Source organism: Microbacterium memoriense (assembly GCF_025398275.1).
Lineage (GTDB): Bacteria > Actinomycetota > Actinomycetes > Actinomycetales > Microbacteriaceae > Microbacterium > Microbacterium memoriense.
This window is the reverse complement of the sequence record NZ_JAODOR010000010.1, coordinates 26510-41047: the sequence shown is the minus strand read 5'-3', so window position 1 is coordinate 41047 and position 14538 is coordinate 26510. Positions and strand designations below refer to the sequence as shown.

Genomic DNA, 14538 nt, shown 5'->3' with positions numbered 1-14538 from the left:
CGGTCCTCAGCGTTTGCCCTTCAGATGCGCTTTCGCTTCCTTCTCGATGAGCACAGGAACGAAGTCACGGACTTTCGCGCTGTCGAAGCTCGCACGAGCTCTCTCGACCGCGGCGGAGATTTCGGCAGCCGACTTGTCCGGAAACCGCTCCTGCAGGCGACCGACGATTTCTGCAACGGCGTGATCATCGTCGCGGCTCTTATCGTCGAGCACAGCAACCTCCACTCGTCAGGGTCAGAACGTCCCCTCGCGTCGACTCTACCGAGCCTCGATGACGGACGGAACAGCGGGACCGTCAGCCCAATCCCACCCGGTCCAGGTACGCGTTCGTGAACCGACCGGTGGGGTCGAGTGTGCGTCGCAGCGTGGCGAAGCGCTCCCACTCGGGGTAGCGGCGCGCGACCTCATCGCCGGGCATCGTGAAAACCTTGCCCCAGTGGGGGCGCGCGTTGCGCGGCAGGGCGTGCTCGAGTGTCGGAAGGAAGGCGCGCACCCCAAGCTCGTCGGGGCGCCACGTGAAGTGGAGACCGACGGTCTCCGTGCCGGAGGCGCCCGAGAGCCACAGATCGTCGGCGGCGATCGTCCGCACCTCGCACACCAGGAGCAGGGCTGAGATCGGTTCCGCCAGCGACCGCAACGCGGTGATCGCGGCGTGGGCATCCCGCCGCGGCACGAGGTACTCGGACTGGAGTTCCTCGCCCGACGACGGCATGAACGCGAGTCGGAAATGGGGGAGTCGGTCAAACCACCGCCCGGGCTCTCCGCCTTGGGCCGTGCACGGCGTCGGGTCGATGCCAGGAAGCGGATGCCGCGGCCCGTCGGCCGGTGTCCCTCCGAACCGGCCGAGGTCGCCGCCAGCATGCCCGACGCGCGCTTTCACCCACACCTGATCGATGTGATCCGCATCCGCCCACCGGGTGAACAGGCTCACGCTGTCACCCGCCGACGTGAGGGTGTCGAAGTCCGCGAGGGCGGCATCCCAGGTCACGCCTTCGTAGACCGTCTGGGCGACATCGTATGCGGGCTCGACATCGAGGTGCACGTGGGTGACGACACCGAGCGCGCCGAGCCCGACGACGTACCCGGCGAAGTCCTCGTCGCCGCGGGTGATCGTCACGAGATCGCCGGATGCCGTGACCAGCTCGAGCGCCGCGACCTGGGTCGCGAGCGATCCCGCGCGGTCGCCCGAGCCGTGCGTGCCCGTTTGCACCGCTCCCGCGACTGAGATGTGCGGCAGCGAGGCGAGGTTGTGCAGCGCCAGCCCTTCACGTTCGAGCGTCGGCACGAGATCTCCGTACCGGATGCCGGCCGGAACCCGCACCGTGGCCCGATCGGGCGCGACGACGATGTCGTCCGCCCGCGTCAACGCCTCGAGGGAGATGAGCACGCCGTCCGTGTCGGCGATGTCGGTGAACGAGTGGCGGCTGCCGACCACCCGGATCGAGCGCTCGCTCGCGACGACGCGGCGCAGCTCATCCACCGCCGGCGGGGTGAGCACGGCGCGCGCGCGGAACTGGATGTTGCCGGCCCAATTGGTCAGGTCGAGGCTCATCTCAGATGCCCACGGCCCGGATGAGCGTCGAGCGGTCGACGTTCATCATCGGTGTCGCGAGGCCCAGCTTCGTCAGGGCTTCGCCGCTGAGGGTCACGCCGGTCCGGGCCCAGTCCGGCATCCCGTCGGGGCGAATGCTGCTGACCGCGAGATCGACGAGCTCGACCCGGTAGCGCCGCGCCCCATCGAGCCCCGGGAGCTGGATGCGTCCGAGTGGCGCTTCGACCGAGTGGTCGACGACGCTCAACCGATACAGCGCCTCGGATCCGTCGCGCGCGACCACGCCTTCGAGCTCGACCGCCGGGTTGGATGAGTCGGCATGCACGACCGTGCCCGAGTGCAGAAGGGGACGCATCCGCTTGTGGAACGCGATCCATTCGCCGAGATGGGCGAGGTCATCGGGCGCCGCGACGGCGAGGTCCCACTCGATCCCGAAGTGGCCCCAGATCGCTGTCCCCGCGCGGAAGTCGAGATCGAGCGCGCGACCGGTCGTGTGGTCGTGATCGGCGCCGACGTGCGTGCCCATGAGCTCCGGCGGGAGGATCAGCGATGTCCAGCGCTGCAGACGCTGCCGCTCGTGCGCGTCGATGCAGTCCGACACCCACACGCGGGCGCAGTGCTCCATGATCCCGAGGTCGATGCGGCCGCCGCCCCCGCAGCACGATTCGATCTCGAGTCCGGGGTGCCTGCTCGTGAGTGCGTCCAGCATCCGATACGTCGCGAGGGTCTGATCGTGCACGCCCGGTTGGAACGACGGGCTGTGCCCCGCGTCGACGAGCGGACGGTTGTGATCCCACTTGAGGTAGTCGATGTCGTATTCCGCGATGAGCGCGGACATGCTCTCGAGCACATACTCATATGCCGCCGGATGCCCGAGGTCGAGCACGTGCTGCTGGCGCGACGGGACGCCGGGTCCGTTCGCGGTGCCGAACACCCATTCCGGATGCCGGCGCGCCAGCTCCGACTCGAGATTGACCATCTCGGGTTCGAACCACAGACCGAATTCCATCCCGAGTTCGTGCACCCGGTCGGCGAGAGGGCCGAGGCCGTCCGGCCAGACGTCGGCATCGACCTGCCAGTCGCCGAGCCCGGCGGTGTCGTCGCGTCGGCCGGTGAACCACCCGTCGTCGAGGACGAACCGCTCGACGCCCAGACCGGCGGCGCGCTCCGCCAGGTCGAGCAGGCGAGGCAGGTCGTGATCGAAATAGACGGCCTCCCACGTATTGAGGATGACCGGACGTGCGGTGGACGGATGCTGGGGACGTGCGCGCAGGAACTCGTGGAACCGTCCGGCGAACGCATCGAGCCCGTCGCCCCACGACCCCATCACCCACGGTGAGGAGTAACTCTCGTTCTGCGCGAGCACGATCTCGCCCGGCAGCAGCTTTTCGCCACCGCTGAGGAGCCGCCATCCGGTGTTGGTGCGTTCGGCCGAGACGACGCCGTTGCCCGACCAGGCCAGGTGGACGCCCCACACCGTGCCGCGACGGAAGCCGAAGTCACTCTCGCCGGCGCACAGGACGGTGGCTGAGTCGTGTCCCGGGCGGCCACCCCATGCCTCGCGGGTCCAGCGACCGTGCCGGAACGGATGCCGCTGCGGCGCACGCTCGTGCGCATGGCGGCCGGTCATGTCGAGGAGCTCGTCGGCGACAGCGGGAACCGGAAGAGCCGGTTCGAGGGCGACGACCTCATACCCGTCGTCGCCGCGGTTCGTCACCGTGGCGCGCACACGGACGAGGCCCGCCGGTTCGAGTACGAGCTCGGTCACGACCTCGAGCGCGTTGGCCGGGTCGGTCGCGAGACTCACCAGACGCGCGGTGCCCTCGTCGTCTTCGACCGTGTGCTGGACGGATGCCGGCGCGAACGACCAACTGCGCCCGCCGCGGCTCCCCAGGATGCCGGGGTGCCCCAGCCATCCACGCGTGTGGAGCGGGAGGAGCCCCACGAGCGGTTGCGCGTAGACCACCGAGTCGCCGACCGGCACCGCCAGCGCGGTGAGGACATCGCCGAGATCGTCGCCGTCGATCTGCGGCCCCCAGTGCAACACGGTCGGCAGATCGTCGTCATTGAGCCGTGCGATCAGGCTCGTCCCGCCGCGGCGGAGGTGGATGAGGCGAGGGGAATCGGTGAGAGTCATGCCGTCTTTTCGCAGGGGGATGTGATCGTGGCCATGGGTGGCCCTCACTAGTCTGCCGGTCGATGGCGCTGTCAGACGTCTCCCGCGCTACTCGCCCTCGGACGCGAGGCGGTCGGCATCCGCGCTGTCGATCAGGTCCTCGTTCGCATCCGGATCGACCTCTTCGTGGCCGTCGACCTCGACGACTGGTTCACCCTCGGGGATATCACTGTCCGGCACGGGGAGGTGCGGGGGAAGGGGGAGGTTCGTCATGACCGGGCTCCTTTGCTCTGGAACCTCCACGCTAACCCTTGTCGCGCCCCCACGTGAAGGGGTTGACGACGCCGTTTTGCCCCGTCGTCTGCGCGGCGCTAGAGGAGGTCGCGGCGGTGCACGAGCGCGGCGGCGCCGATCAGCGGTGCATCGCCACCGAGCCCGGCTCTGACGACGCGCAGGCGCGCGGCGTAGGCATTCACGGACGCTGCGCGCACGGCGGCCTCGATCCGTTCGGGGAAATCTTCTGCGACGAACGAGAATCCGCCACCCACGACGGCGAGTTCCAGGTCGAGGAGCGTCGCCGCGTTCGCGAGCCCGACGCCGATCGCGTGCGCCGACCGGGCGACTGCGGCGACCGCGACGGCATCACCATCGCGGTACGCGGCCGCGAGGTCCTCGCCGGTCGTTCCCGCCCAGCCCTGCCGCTGCGCCCAGGCGACGATGTGTGGTCCCGAAGCGAGCTGTTCCACGGTGGATGCTGCGGCATCCCCGTCGATCTCCGTCACGACGACCTGCCCGACATGCCCGGCGTTGCCCGACCCGCCGCCGATGAGGCGGCCGTCGGAGATGATCCCGCCCCCGACACCCGTCGAGACGACGAACACGATCGCATTCGCGACGCCCTGCGCGGCGCCGAGCCATGCCTCCGCGAGTGCGATGCACGTGCCATCCAGTCGCAGGGTGACATCATCCAGCCCGCTCTCGCGCGCCACGAGTCGGACGATGGGCATGCCGTGCGCGGCGGGGAGGTTGATGGGGGAGATCGTGCCCGCGGTCCGGTCGATCGGACCGGCCGCGCCGATGCCGACCGCCGTCACCGCGCCCCACTCGGGCAGCGCCCGGCAATGGGCGATCACATCGGCCAGCGCACGCTCCAGCACCGTGCGGTCGGTCGCGGCAGCCGCGCCCGTCGCAGACCGCGCGCGGGACCCCGGGACGATCGCGCCGCTCGCGTCGACGAGGGCCGCTTCGACCTTGGTGCCGCCGAGATCGATCGCGAGTGCGAGTGCCATGTGAATCCTCCCCGAGAGCCCTGTTCCATGCCTTGCACGGCATGGGCCCCAGCGTAGTGTCGGCCCCAGCGATCGGCATCCGCCTTTGGCTTCGCTCGACGGAACTCCTTCAGGATCCGCGCCGAACGACTGGAGCCACTCGTGGCCGCACCCGTCCTCGCACCGCAGCCCACCTCTACGATGGGCCCCATCCGCCAGACCTACGCGACTGCCGAGACCTTTCCCCCGGTCGCCCGCGCGTATACCCAGGTCTCCCAGGTCGCCAAGGAGCTCGGGCTTCTGCGCCGCGCGCCCCTCTTCTACGCCCTCGTCGGTGTCGGCGTCGCGCTCGCGTTCGGTGCCTGCGTCGCCGGCTTCATCCTGCTCGGCGACAGCTGGTTCCAGCTCCTCATCGCGGGAGCCCTCGGCATCGTCTTCACACAGGCGGCCTTCCTCGCCCACGAGGCGGCTCACCGTCAGATCCTCGCGACCGGACCCGCCAACGACCGGCTCGCGCGGGTGCTCGCCAGCGGCGCTGTCGGCATGAGCTACGCGTGGTGGGATGCGAAGCACTCCCGCCACCACGCCAACCCGAACCGCGTGAACAAGGACCCCGATATCGAGGTCGACACGATCTCATTCCTCGAAGAGGATGCCGCGAAGTCCCGCGGTCTCGTCCGTCTGATCACGCGCAAGCAGGGCTGGCTGTTCTTCCCGCTCCTCACGCTCGAAGGACTCAACCTTCACTACCTCAGCATCAAGTACCTCGTCACCGAGCCGCAGGTCAAGGGCCGCTGGATCGAGCTGTCGCTCATCGCCGCCCGTCTCGCGCTCGTCCTGGTGCCGGTGTTCTTGCTGCTGCCGCTCGGGATGGCGTTCGCGTTCATCGGCGTGCAGATGGCCGTCTTCGGCGTCTACATGGGGGCATCGTTCGCGCCCAACCACAAGGGCATGCCGATCATCGACGAGCACGCCCGCCTCGACTTCTTCAGCAAGCAGGTGCGCACCTCCCGCAACATCCGCGGTGGATGGTGGGCGACCTGGTTCATGGGTGGGCTCAACTATCAGGTCGAGCACCACCTGTTCCCGAGCATGGCCAGGCCGCACCTGTCGAAGGCGCGACTGATCGTCAAGGATGCGTGCGAGTCGACCGGCATCCCGTACACGGAGACCAGCCTGTGGCGTTCGTACGCCATCGTGATCGACTACCTCAATCGCGTGGGCCTGGCCGCACGCGACCCGTTCGACTGCCCGATGGTCGGCGAGTACCGCCGCGTCTGACGCCGCATCGGAGAACCACAAACGAGGGGGACGGCGGATGCCGTCCCCCTCGTTTGTCGGGGGTCACGCGTTCCGGCGGATGACCTTCATCAACCACGCGATGATCGCGATGACCAGAATCACGAGCCCGATCCACAGCAGGAACTTCGCCGCTTCGACGAAGACGCCGAACAGGATCAGGACGATGGCAATGACGAGAAGAATGATCGCAAGAGGCATGCTTCGATCTTCCACCCGCGACGCCCGAATCGGCAGATGGGTTGACAACACGCGCATTGCTCAGTAGAAAGCGCCACGCGTATCGCCATCGCCCCGGCGATGTCAAGGCCCTCGCCGGTCCGGCGCGTTCCTCGGTTCACTGAACACCAGCGAAGACACGAAACCGAGACTGAGGGTGAGATCGTGAAAGACATCCTGTTCGACGGGCACCGGATTCTCACCACGGACGACGTTGCGGATGCCGTTCTGGACTACGCGCGCGTGCTTCTCGACCGCGACGAAACCGACATCGTCCACTTCCCCACGCTCTACGACGGCAGCCTCAGCCAGTGTGCGATTCTCCTCGGCGCGAACGGCGTCCTCGCCGTCGTCGACGCCTTCATCGACCTCCCGATGGTCGTCGATGGGGCGGATCGCGCGTGTGCAGAGATCTCGCGGCGCGCAGACGCATTACGGTAGGAGCGTGGGCAGGTTCAGCTATGAAGGCGATGCGAAGGTCGAACTCGACGATCGGGTGCTGGCGCACCTGCAAGTCGTGATCGGTCAGAAGCTCCGTCGCAGCGAACCGTTCTTCTTCACCTGGCGCAATGACGCGAGCCTCGGCGATGGCCGCACGACGGTCTGGCTGCACCCCCAGGCGTCCCTCGTCTTCAAGTTCCACGGCAGTCGGCAGCCCACCCTCAACCGCGCGTGGCTCGAGGCGCTCACCCACACCGCAAACTCCGGTACGGGTCTCTACGTCGTACCCGAACCCGCCGGGTCGGGCACCGGCGAGGTCCTGCTCGGCTGACACGATCTCCGATCGCTGTCAATCCCCTCGACCCCTGCCGTGATCGCGCGCTGAATGGTGTCAGAGGTGAGGTCCGATGACGACCAACGTTCCGAAGGTGCGGGCCGTCCAGCTCGATGACGATCTGGAATTGATCCCCATCGACGACCGCTCGTGGCGGTTGTGCGACACGCGCTGGAGTCCGAGCGATGCTCCACATGTGGTGGCATACATCGAGCATGTCGATGACGTGTACGACGTTGTGTGGATGCGGGGGACCCGCAGACGCTCACGGGCGTCGTGCCTCGAGGAGTGTATCCGCGCCGGCCGCGAACAACTCGCGCAAGAGGTCACACCCGGGACTCGTCCCGTGGGAATCCCGCACTTTCCCCCGCAGCGTTCCTGCTGAGCGGAATCAGCCCGTGACGTCGACCGTCTGCGGCGCCGCGTCTTCTTTGGCCTCCGGCGCAGGATCGATGTGCTCTGCGACCAGCGTGATCCCCCCTGAGGAGTTCGCCGACTGAGCGAGGTCTTCGATCCACTCGCGACTGAGCTCGGTCGGCTCGGGGTCGTCGAAGACGAAGCGGATGGGGATCGACGGATGCATCCAGATGCTGCTGCGGCCGCGCGGCTCGTCGTCCGGGTGCCGCCAGGACACCGTGAAGCTCTCGCCGCGGCGGAGCTTGGTCGCGAGGACGACCTTCAGGTGGGCCAATGCCCGGTCGTCGATGTGGATCGGTGTCGCCGATCCGCCGTAATAGAGAGTGCCCACGGAGGGGAGTCTAACGCCGTGGTGCTCCGTCGATGCGCGAGTGGTCGCCGAGCCGGTGCCAGGTGCGGTTGTGATAGACGAGGGCGTCGCCATCGCCGGCGTCGCGGCCGAGTTCGGACTGCAGAGCGTGGGCGGCGATGACGGTGGATCCACCGGCATCCATGCGCCCGATGACGGCGCAGCGCACCCAGGCGCGCACGTCGCGGTAGACGGGCTCGCCGGTCACGAGCCGTGACCAGCGGTGGGTCTCGGCGAACCGGTCGATCCCGCTCGTCGCGCCCAGCTGTGCGACCTCGAGATCGTGCGCGTCGAGCAGGTGTACGACGACAGTCTCGGCGCGCAGGAGCACATCGGATGCCGAGGACTGCGCGGAGATCGAGAAGATCAGCAGCGGTGGTTCGGCGCTCACCGAGGCGACCGAGGTCGCCGTCAGCGCGACCGGTCCATCGCCCGCGTCGGCGGTGATCACCGCGACCCCGCCCGGGTGTCCGCGGAACAGCAACTTGAACTCATCCGCCGACAGTGACGACGTGAACTGGTGGCCGGGCGCCTCGAAGTGCGGGTTGCTCTGCGGTGCGGGCTCAAACGTCATACCTCGACGCTACGCCGTCCACGAGGCGGGAGGGTCAGCGAGGGGGGTCTTATGACGGTGTGTGACGGGCCGTGCTTCAGCCGGCCAGGCCGCCCTGTGGGCGGATGATGCCGAGACGGGCCAGCCCCAGATACATCTGGCAGCCGAGGCAGAACGCGAAAGCGGCGTTCAAGAACGCAGCCACGAATGCGGCGGCGCCGGCGATCGGCAGCGCCCACGTCACGCCGATCAGGTGCAGGACCAGACCGATCGTCACGACCGTGAAACCGACCACTTGCGCGAATCGGGGCGGGCGCGGATCTTCCAGATCGACCGGCGGCTCCAGCCGCGGCCGGACGAGGGTGCGAAAGAGCACTGACCACGGCGATGTCGTCGGAGAGGTGAAGCCCCAGACGAAGAGCAGATCGACGACCAGGAGCACCCAGAACGCGGGGTCGGCCACGCGTTCGGCAAACCACGCACCCGGTCGCGCGGCGGAGCCGATGAGTGCGAGGAAGGTGCCGAGCAGAAGGAGAACGGCCGTGATGGATGCCGCGAAGCGCGGTCCGCGCGGATCGATCGCCGTCGGCCGTGCAACAGTGTCGGGGGTCGTGGCCATGCGCCCACGCTAGCGATTCCACGGGCGTCGGAAAGATCCGCCGTCATACGACGACACGCATCCTGAGCGTGCGGCGTCGTACCGTGGGGGGATGAACACTCCCGCCCGCTGGGCCGTTCTCGGTGCCGGCGCAATCACGACCGATTTTGTCCACGCCCTTCCGGCGGCCTCGCACGGTGTCTTGCACGCGGTCGCCGCGCGCGACGCCGACCGCGCGCGGGCCTTCGCCGACGCACATGGCGCGCCGGTGTGGGGCACCTACGACGAGATCCTCGCGCGCGACGATGTGGATGCCGTCTACATCGGAACCGTGCACACGTCCCACGCCGCGCTCGCGCACGCGGCGCTGGACGCAGGCAAGGCGGTGTTGTGCGAGAAGCCGCTCGGCGTGACCGTCGAGGAGACCGAGGCGCTTCTCGCGCACGCGGACGCGGTGGGGCTGCCCTTGGTCGAGGCGTTCAAGTATCGATTCGGGCCGTTCCCCGACCGGCTCCGGCGAATGATCGAGAGCGGAGTGCTCGGCGAGGTGACGGAGATCGAAGCATCCATCGGCTTCGACGCGGGTGACCGAAGCGGGCGCCTGTTCGACCCCGCCACCGCCGGCGGTGCGATCCTGGATGCTGGCTGCTACCCCGTCTCCCTCGCCGTCGGCGTCGCCGCCTGGACCAACCAGCTGAGTGACCCGCGCATCGTCGACGCGTCTGGCGTCGTGGGCGAGGTCGACGAGCGCGCCGAGGCCACGATCGTGTTCGGCGCCCTCACCGCGCGGGTCGCCACGGCGATCACGCAATCGCTCTCGCGACGCGCCGTCATCCGCGGAACGGCAGGTGAGCTCGAGATCGCGAACGTGTGGGGGAGTCGGGCGGAAAGCACCGACGCCGCCACGCTGCGCCTCAGCGATGGGACCGTGGAGGAGATCCGTACGGACACCGTCAGTCCGATGGCGGCGGAAGCGGACGCCACGATCCTCGCGCTGCGCGAGGGTCGCACCCAGGCGCCCGAGATGCCCTGGGATGAGACGCTCGCGATCGCGCGCCTGCTCGCCGATTGGCGCGCCGCGCTGTAGGTCACACGGCGCGAACCGACCCGGACCGCGGCCCGTGCACCTGGAGGTGCAGCCGCTCCATGCGGGCGTCGAGCAGCGCCGCCGAGTCGGCGGCATCCTTCAGCTCAGCGAGCAGTTCACCCGGCACCGCCCGGTCGTACTTGTAGTAGATCTTGTGCTCGAGGCTGGCCCAGAAATCCATCGCGATCGTCCGGAACTGCACCTCGACCGCGACATCCACGCGCCCTGTCGACAAGAACACCGGCACCTCGATGATCGCGTGCAGACTCTTGTAGCCGTTGGCCTTCGGGGTCGCGATGTAGTCCTTCACTTCTCGCACGCGGATGTCGTCCTGCTGCGTGAGCAGGTCGAACAGGCGGTAGGCATCCTTCGCGAAGCTGGTCGTGACACGAACGCCCGCGACGTCGGTGATGTGCGCGCGGATCGACTCGAACGTCGGATCGATGCCCTTGCGGCTCACCTTGTCGATCAGGCTGTCCGCGGTCTTCACCCGCGCCGAGATGTGCTCGATCGGGTTGTAATCGTGAGTGAGCTGGAACTCGTCGCGCAGAATCCCGAGCTTCGTCTCGACCTCCCGGAGCCCGAACTGATACTCCAGCAGGAAGCGCTGGAACTCGTCGCGGAGCGCTCGCAGCTGCTCGGGGGAGAACGTCGCGATCCCTTCGTCGGTCATGACGGACAGGGGCTGCGGGGTGACGGCCATGTCTCGACGCTATCGATCGCGCATAGTTGTGGGCTGTGAGTGCAGCAATGGATGCCGGGTATGCATATACTCGGTATGCCTGGAGGTGGGGATGTCGGTACGACAGAGTCTGCTCGCGATCCTGGACCAGGGTCCGTGTTACGGCTACCAGCTGCGGAGCGAGTTCGACCGCCGGACCGGATCGACCTGGCCGCTCAACGTCGGTCAGATCTACAACACGCTCGACCGCCTCGAGCGCGACGGCCTCGTCGAGAAGGGGCAAACCGACGCGCAGGGTCACGTGTTCTGGCAGATCACGGATGCCGGGTCGGCCGAGGTGCGCGACTGGCTCGCCGCCCCGGTGGAGCGTGCTGCGGGAACCCGCGATGAGCTCGCGATCAAACTCGCCGTTGCAGCAACCCTGCCCGGCGTCGCGGTCTCCGACGTGATCGATGCACAGCGAGTGGCCACGCAGGAGCGGCTGGATCGGCTCCGCCGCGAGTCGCCGGCCGAGCCCATTCATCCCGCTGATCTGTCGAACGCGCTCATCGTCGACGCGTTGCTCTTCGCTGCCGAGGGTGAACTGCGCTGGCTTGAGTCGGCCGCGGAGCGTGTGGCTCGGCATCCGGATGCGGCGCTCGCGCTCGCCTTGTCCATCGATACGCCCAAGCGCGGTCGTCCGGTCAAGGTGCCTTCTCCAGCGTGAGCACTGCCGCTGAGTAGGCTCGCTGCATGCCCGCCGCGTACCTGACGACCCCGCACGAACTGATCGACCTGCATCGGCGCGGCCGTGTGCGCGTTCTCGACGTCCGCTGGCGCCTCGGCGGTCCGGACGGTCACCCCGCCTACCTCGAAGGGCACGTGCCGGGCGCTGTCTTCGTGCGGCTCGATGACGACCTGGCGGCACACGGCGACCTGACGGACGGCCGTCATCCGTTGCCCGACGCATCGCAGTTCCAGGCATCCGTCCGTCGCTGGGGGATCGATGACGGCGACATCGTGGTCGTCTACGACGACTGGCAGGGATACGGCGCGGCGCGCGCCTGGTGGATGCTGCGCGACGCCGGAGTGGATGCCCGTGTGCTCGACGGCGGTCTCCAGGCCTGGCGAGACGAAGACCTGCCGCTCGAGACCGGTGAGTCCACGCCCGCACCGGGATCGGTCACCCTGCGACCCGGCCAGTTGCCGCAGCTCACGATCGACGACGCCGCTGCGCTCGCGCAGAACGGTGTCTTACTGGACGCGCGCGCGGGCGAGCGCTACCGCGGGGAGACCGAGCCGATCGACCCGCGCGCGGGACACATTCCGGGCGCGCAGAGCGCTCCGACCAGCGAGAACCTCGATGAGAGGGGGCGGATGCGCTCGTCCGCCGACCTGCGTGCACGGTTCGCCGAGTTCGGTCTGGTCGATGAGCTCATCGGTGTCTACTGCGGATCGGGCGTGAGCGCCGCTCAGCAAGTGCTGGCCCTCATGGTCGCCGGATACGACGCTGCCCTGTACCCGGGCTCGTGGAGCCAGTGGGCGAACCACCCCGATCGCCCGGTGGCGACCGGCGCGCAGCCCTGACGTCCGGGTTCGGGGGTCAGCGGGTCTCGCGCCAGGAGTGTTGCGGGTTGTAGCCGAGCAGGCGCTGGGCCTTGGCGGTCGAGAACAGCGAATTGTTCACGCCCAGCTCGCCGCGGACCTCCACATCCGGGAACAGCTCGGCGACGAGCTCCGCGTTGGGTCGCGACATGACGGTGTCAGGCGACGCGATCAAGAACGTGTCGAACCCCGGCGGGGCCACGTCGAGCGCGCGCTCGATCGCGTGGGCGCCGTCGCGCGCATCGATGTACGACCACAGGTTCCACGCGCGCTCACTCGCATCCGTGTCGTAGGAGGGGAAGTCGGCGTAGTCGGCGGGCACCATGACGTTCGAGAAGCGCAGCGCGGTGATCGACACGTCGGGATGCCAGCGGACCAACTCGATCGCCATCGTCTCTTCGAGGTGCTTCACGAGCGAATACACGGTCTCGGGGCGCGCGGGGTAGCCCTCATCGACGGGGATGTACGGCGGCGGTGCATCGTCGAACGGCAGTCCCTGCAGCGTCTCGCTGGAGGCGTAGACGATGCGGGTGATCCCCAGGCGGACCGCCGCCCAGAACACGTTGAACGTGCTCGCCATGTTGTTGTGGAAGGTGGCGACGTCGGGACGGATGCCGGGAGCCGGGATCGCCGCGAGGTGCACGACGGCGTCGATGCCGTCGTGGCTGTTGTCCACTGAGGTCAGGGCGTCGACGACCTGCCCGTAGTCGGTGAGATCGATCTGGATGAAGCCGGGCCCGCGGGTGCCGACGACATCCAAACCGATGACCTCGTGCCCGGCAGCGGTGAACTCTCTCGTGACGACCGTTCCGAGTTTTCCGGATGATCCAGTGACGGCGATGCGCATGCTGTTCCCTTCGGCGCGGCTCAGCGGCGGGGTGCGGCGGTGGAGTCGCGCACGATGAGCTCCGGCTCGATCATGCCGTATTCCGGGGCGGATCCCTCTTCGAGCGCCGCAAGGAGCGAGGTCATCGCGAGAGCGCCGAGGGCGTGGAAGTCCTGGCGGACGGTCGTCAGCGGAGGCAGGAAGTGCCGGGCATCCGGCAGATCGTCGAAGCCGACGACGCTGATGTGTTCGGGGACCAGGATCCCTCGCGTGAAGAGTCCGTGGATGAGCCCGAGTGCCATTTGATCGTTACTGGCGAAGACCGCCGTCACATCGGCCGGGATTGCGGTGGGGTCGGCTCCTACCTGGTAGCCGAAGTCGCTCGTCCAGTCACCGACGATCTGTCTGGGGACGTCGAGGCCTTCCGCGGCGAGACGCTCCGAATAGGCCCGCGCACGCACGCGGGCATCCGCCCAATCGACCGGTCCAGCGAGATGGAGGATGCGGCGGTGGCCGAGCTCGAGGAGGTGGTCGACGGCATGTACGGCGCCGGCGTATTGGTCGACGGCGACCGTCAGGACGTCATCCTCTGGATCAGCTTTCACCAAGACTGTCGGCAGCTCCCGTGAGACAACCTGGACATCGAGCAACGTCGAATACCGCGGGGCGATCACGCACAACGCGTCGACGTCCTGCCCGCGCAGATGGGCAAGCGCCTCGCCCAGCCCGAGCGAGGGAGCGTCGTCGACCGTGCTCGCGCTGACCATGTATCCCGCCGCGCGTGCCGCCTCTTCGAGCCCGCGCATCGTGCTGCTCGGGCCGTACTGCACGGGACTGTCGACCAGCACGCCGATGCGACGGCTGCGATTGGTGGCGAGTGCCCGCGCGGCCGAACTGGGGGAGTACTGCATCTCCTCCATTGCGGCGAGAACCTTGACTCGGGTCGATTCGCGGATGTGAGGGCGGTCGTTGATGACTCGCGACACCGTCTGGTGCGAGACACCCGCGAGCGCTGCAACGTCGTAGATGCTGGCCTTGCCGCGTGATCGCGCGACGGACGGGTCTCGCGAGGTCACCGGGGACTCCTTTGCGCTCGTCGGGAGGGGCTGAGAAGAACGCTACTCCCCACGGCAAAGTGAGCGGTAACAATTCGCGACGACACGCTTGCGGCCAGCCAGATGTGAGCGCTAACATCGCCGGTAGCACCAGAGGT

Annotated in this window: 18 protein-coding genes; 6 read left to right on the top strand and 12 right to left on the bottom strand. The window is 68.2% G+C overall.

Annotation, left to right across the window (positions count from 1 at the left end; all coding sequences use genetic code 11):
- Positions 1-6: 6 nt before the first annotated feature.
- The 5 genes from N4R40_RS08460 to N4R40_RS08440 form a co-directional block, all read right to left on the bottom strand.
- Positions 7-213 carry a three-helix bundle dimerization domain-containing protein gene (locus tag N4R40_RS08460; protein WP_261606934.1) on the bottom strand — a complete coding sequence of 69 codons (207 nt, stop codon included), beginning with the start codon at positions 211-213 and terminating at the stop codon, positions 7-9.
- Between the two features lie 82 nt (positions 214-295).
- Positions 296-1552 (bottom strand): D-arabinono-1,4-lactone oxidase, encoded by a 1257-nt coding sequence (locus N4R40_RS08455; RefSeq protein ID WP_261606933.1) that lies wholly within the window; start codon positions 1550-1552, stop codon positions 296-298.
- Between the two features lies 1 nt (position 1553).
- Positions 1554-3689, bottom strand: coding sequence for an alpha-galactosidase (locus N4R40_RS08450; protein WP_261606932.1), 2136 nt, complete (start codon positions 3687-3689; stop codon positions 1554-1556).
- Positions 3690-3776: 87 nt separating this feature from the next.
- Entirely contained in the window at positions 3777-3941 is a 165-nt protein-coding gene (locus N4R40_RS08445) for a hypothetical protein (RefSeq protein WP_261606931.1), read from the bottom strand.
- A gap of 98 nt (positions 3942-4039) precedes the next feature.
- Positions 4040-4957 (bottom strand): ROK family protein, encoded by a 918-nt coding sequence (locus N4R40_RS08440; RefSeq protein ID WP_261606930.1) that lies wholly within the window; start codon positions 4955-4957, stop codon positions 4040-4042.
- 180 nt (positions 4958-5137) lie between these two features.
- Between N4R40_RS08440 and N4R40_RS08435 the strand changes: the two genes are divergently transcribed.
- Positions 5138-6217 (top strand): fatty acid desaturase family protein, encoded by a 1080-nt coding sequence (locus N4R40_RS08435; protein WP_261607116.1) that lies wholly within the window; start codon positions 5138-5140, stop codon positions 6215-6217.
- Between the two features lie 63 nt (positions 6218-6280).
- Here the strand turns inward: N4R40_RS08435 and N4R40_RS08430 are convergent, their stop codons facing one another.
- On the bottom strand, positions 6281-6436 hold the full coding sequence (locus N4R40_RS08430) for a hypothetical protein (protein WP_261606929.1): 156 nt from the start codon (positions 6434-6436) through the stop codon (positions 6281-6283).
- A gap of 183 nt (positions 6437-6619) precedes the next feature.
- Here N4R40_RS08430 and N4R40_RS08425 point away from each other — a divergent pair, with 183 nt between their 5' ends.
- Together N4R40_RS08425 and N4R40_RS08420 are read left to right on the top strand one after the other, a co-directional pair.
- On the top strand, positions 6620-6895 hold the full coding sequence (locus tag N4R40_RS08425) for a hypothetical protein (RefSeq protein ID WP_261606928.1): 276 nt from the start codon (positions 6620-6622) through the stop codon (positions 6893-6895).
- A gap of 4 nt (positions 6896-6899) precedes the next feature.
- Positions 6900-7226 (top strand): DUF7882 family protein, encoded by a 327-nt coding sequence (locus N4R40_RS08420; protein ID WP_261606927.1) that lies wholly within the window; start codon positions 6900-6902, stop codon positions 7224-7226.
- 394 nt (positions 7227-7620) lie between these two features.
- On the opposite strand, the gene N4R40_RS08415 is transcribed toward N4R40_RS08420, so the two are convergent.
- The 3 genes from N4R40_RS08415 to N4R40_RS08405 all read right to left on the bottom strand — a co-directional run bounded on the left by N4R40_RS08415 (position 7621) and on the right by N4R40_RS08405 (position 9167).
- Complete coding sequence (locus tag N4R40_RS08415) at positions 7621-7977, bottom strand: DUF7882 family protein (protein WP_261606926.1); 357 nt, start codon at positions 7975-7977, stop codon at positions 7621-7623.
- Between the two features lie 10 nt (positions 7978-7987).
- Entirely contained in the window at positions 7988-8569 is a 582-nt protein-coding gene (locus N4R40_RS08410; RefSeq protein WP_261606925.1) for a flavin reductase family protein, read from the bottom strand.
- Between the two features lie 76 nt (positions 8570-8645).
- Entirely contained in the window at positions 8646-9167 is a 522-nt protein-coding gene (locus N4R40_RS08405) for a DUF4395 domain-containing protein (RefSeq protein ID WP_261606924.1), read from the bottom strand.
- A gap of 91 nt (positions 9168-9258) precedes the next feature.
- Here N4R40_RS08405 and N4R40_RS08400 point away from each other — a divergent pair, with 91 nt between their 5' ends.
- A complete protein-coding gene (locus N4R40_RS08400; protein WP_261606923.1) occupies positions 9259-10233 on the top strand; it encodes a Gfo/Idh/MocA family protein in 975 nt (324 codons plus the stop codon).
- Position 10234: 1 nt separating this feature from the next.
- On the opposite strand, the gene N4R40_RS08395 is transcribed toward N4R40_RS08400, so the two are convergent.
- Positions 10235-10936: a GTP pyrophosphokinase gene (locus N4R40_RS08395; RefSeq protein ID WP_407665856.1), complete on the bottom strand. Its 702-nt coding sequence runs from the start codon at positions 10934-10936 to the stop codon at positions 10235-10237.
- A gap of 91 nt (positions 10937-11027) precedes the next feature.
- Here N4R40_RS08395 and N4R40_RS08390 point away from each other — a divergent pair, with 91 nt between their 5' ends.
- The gene (locus N4R40_RS08390) at positions 11028-11621 is read left to right on the top strand and encodes a PadR family transcriptional regulator (protein WP_261606922.1); all 594 of its coding nucleotides are present in this window, start codon (positions 11028-11030) and stop codon (positions 11619-11621) included.
- Between the two features lie 26 nt (positions 11622-11647).
- Positions 11648-12481 carry a sulfurtransferase gene (locus N4R40_RS08385; protein ID WP_261606921.1) on the top strand — a complete coding sequence of 278 codons (834 nt, stop codon included), beginning with the start codon at positions 11648-11650 and terminating at the stop codon, positions 12479-12481.
- 16 nt (positions 12482-12497) lie between these two features.
- Here the strand turns inward: N4R40_RS08385 and N4R40_RS08380 are convergent, their stop codons facing one another.
- Positions 12498-13346, bottom strand: a complete 849-nt coding sequence (locus N4R40_RS08380; RefSeq protein ID WP_261606920.1) for an NAD-dependent epimerase/dehydratase family protein — start codon at positions 13344-13346, stop codon at positions 12498-12500.
- 20 nt (positions 13347-13366) lie between these two features.
- The gene (locus N4R40_RS08375) at positions 13367-14401 is read right to left on the bottom strand and encodes a LacI family DNA-binding transcriptional regulator (RefSeq protein ID WP_261606919.1); all 1035 of its coding nucleotides are present in this window, start codon (positions 14399-14401) and stop codon (positions 13367-13369) included.
- Between the last annotated feature and the right edge of the window lie 137 nt (positions 14402-14538).

What these genes read in the sequence shown, in the direction of transcription:
- N4R40_RS08455 (WP_261606933.1), bottom strand. Translation starts at nt 1,552, where the DNA reads ATGAGCCTCGACCTGACCAATTGGGCCGGCAACATCCAGTTCCGCGCG.
- N4R40_RS08450 (WP_261606932.1), bottom strand. Translation starts at nt 3,689, where the DNA reads ATGACTCTCACCGATTCCCCTCGCCTCATCCACCTCCGCCGCGGCGGG.
- N4R40_RS08445 (WP_261606931.1), bottom strand. Translation starts at nt 3,941, where the DNA reads ATGACGAACCTCCCCCTTCCCCCGCACCTCCCCGTGCCGGACAGTGAT.
- N4R40_RS08440 (WP_261606930.1), bottom strand. Translation starts at nt 4,957, where the DNA reads ATGGCACTCGCACTCGCGATCGATCTCGGCGGCACCAAGGTCGAAGCG.
- N4R40_RS08435 (WP_261607116.1), top strand. Translation starts at nt 5,138, where the DNA reads ATGGGCCCCATCCGCCAGACCTACGCGACTGCCGAGACCTTTCCCCCG.
- N4R40_RS08430 (WP_261606929.1), bottom strand. Translation starts at nt 6,436, where the DNA reads ATGCCTCTTGCGATCATTCTTCTCGTCATTGCCATCGTCCTGATCCTG.
- N4R40_RS08410 (WP_261606925.1), bottom strand. Translation starts at nt 8,569, where the DNA reads ATGACGTTTGAGCCCGCACCGCAGAGCAACCCGCACTTCGAGGCGCCC.
- N4R40_RS08405 (WP_261606924.1), bottom strand. Translation starts at nt 9,167, where the DNA reads ATGGCCACGACCCCCGACACTGTTGCACGGCCGACGGCGATCGATCCG.
- N4R40_RS08400 (WP_261606923.1), top strand. Translation starts at nt 9,259, where the DNA reads ATGAACACTCCCGCCCGCTGGGCCGTTCTCGGTGCCGGCGCAATCACG.
- N4R40_RS08395 (WP_407665856.1), bottom strand. Translation starts at nt 10,936, where the DNA reads ATGGCCGTCACCCCGCAGCCCCTGTCCGTCATGACCGACGAAGGGATC.
- N4R40_RS08390 (WP_261606922.1), top strand. Translation starts at nt 11,028, where the DNA reads ATGTCGGTACGACAGAGTCTGCTCGCGATCCTGGACCAGGGTCCGTGT.
- N4R40_RS08385 (WP_261606921.1), top strand. Translation starts at nt 11,648, where the DNA reads ATGCCCGCCGCGTACCTGACGACCCCGCACGAACTGATCGACCTGCAT.
- N4R40_RS08380 (WP_261606920.1), bottom strand. Translation starts at nt 13,346, where the DNA reads ATGCGCATCGCCGTCACTGGATCATCCGGAAAACTCGGAACGGTCGTC.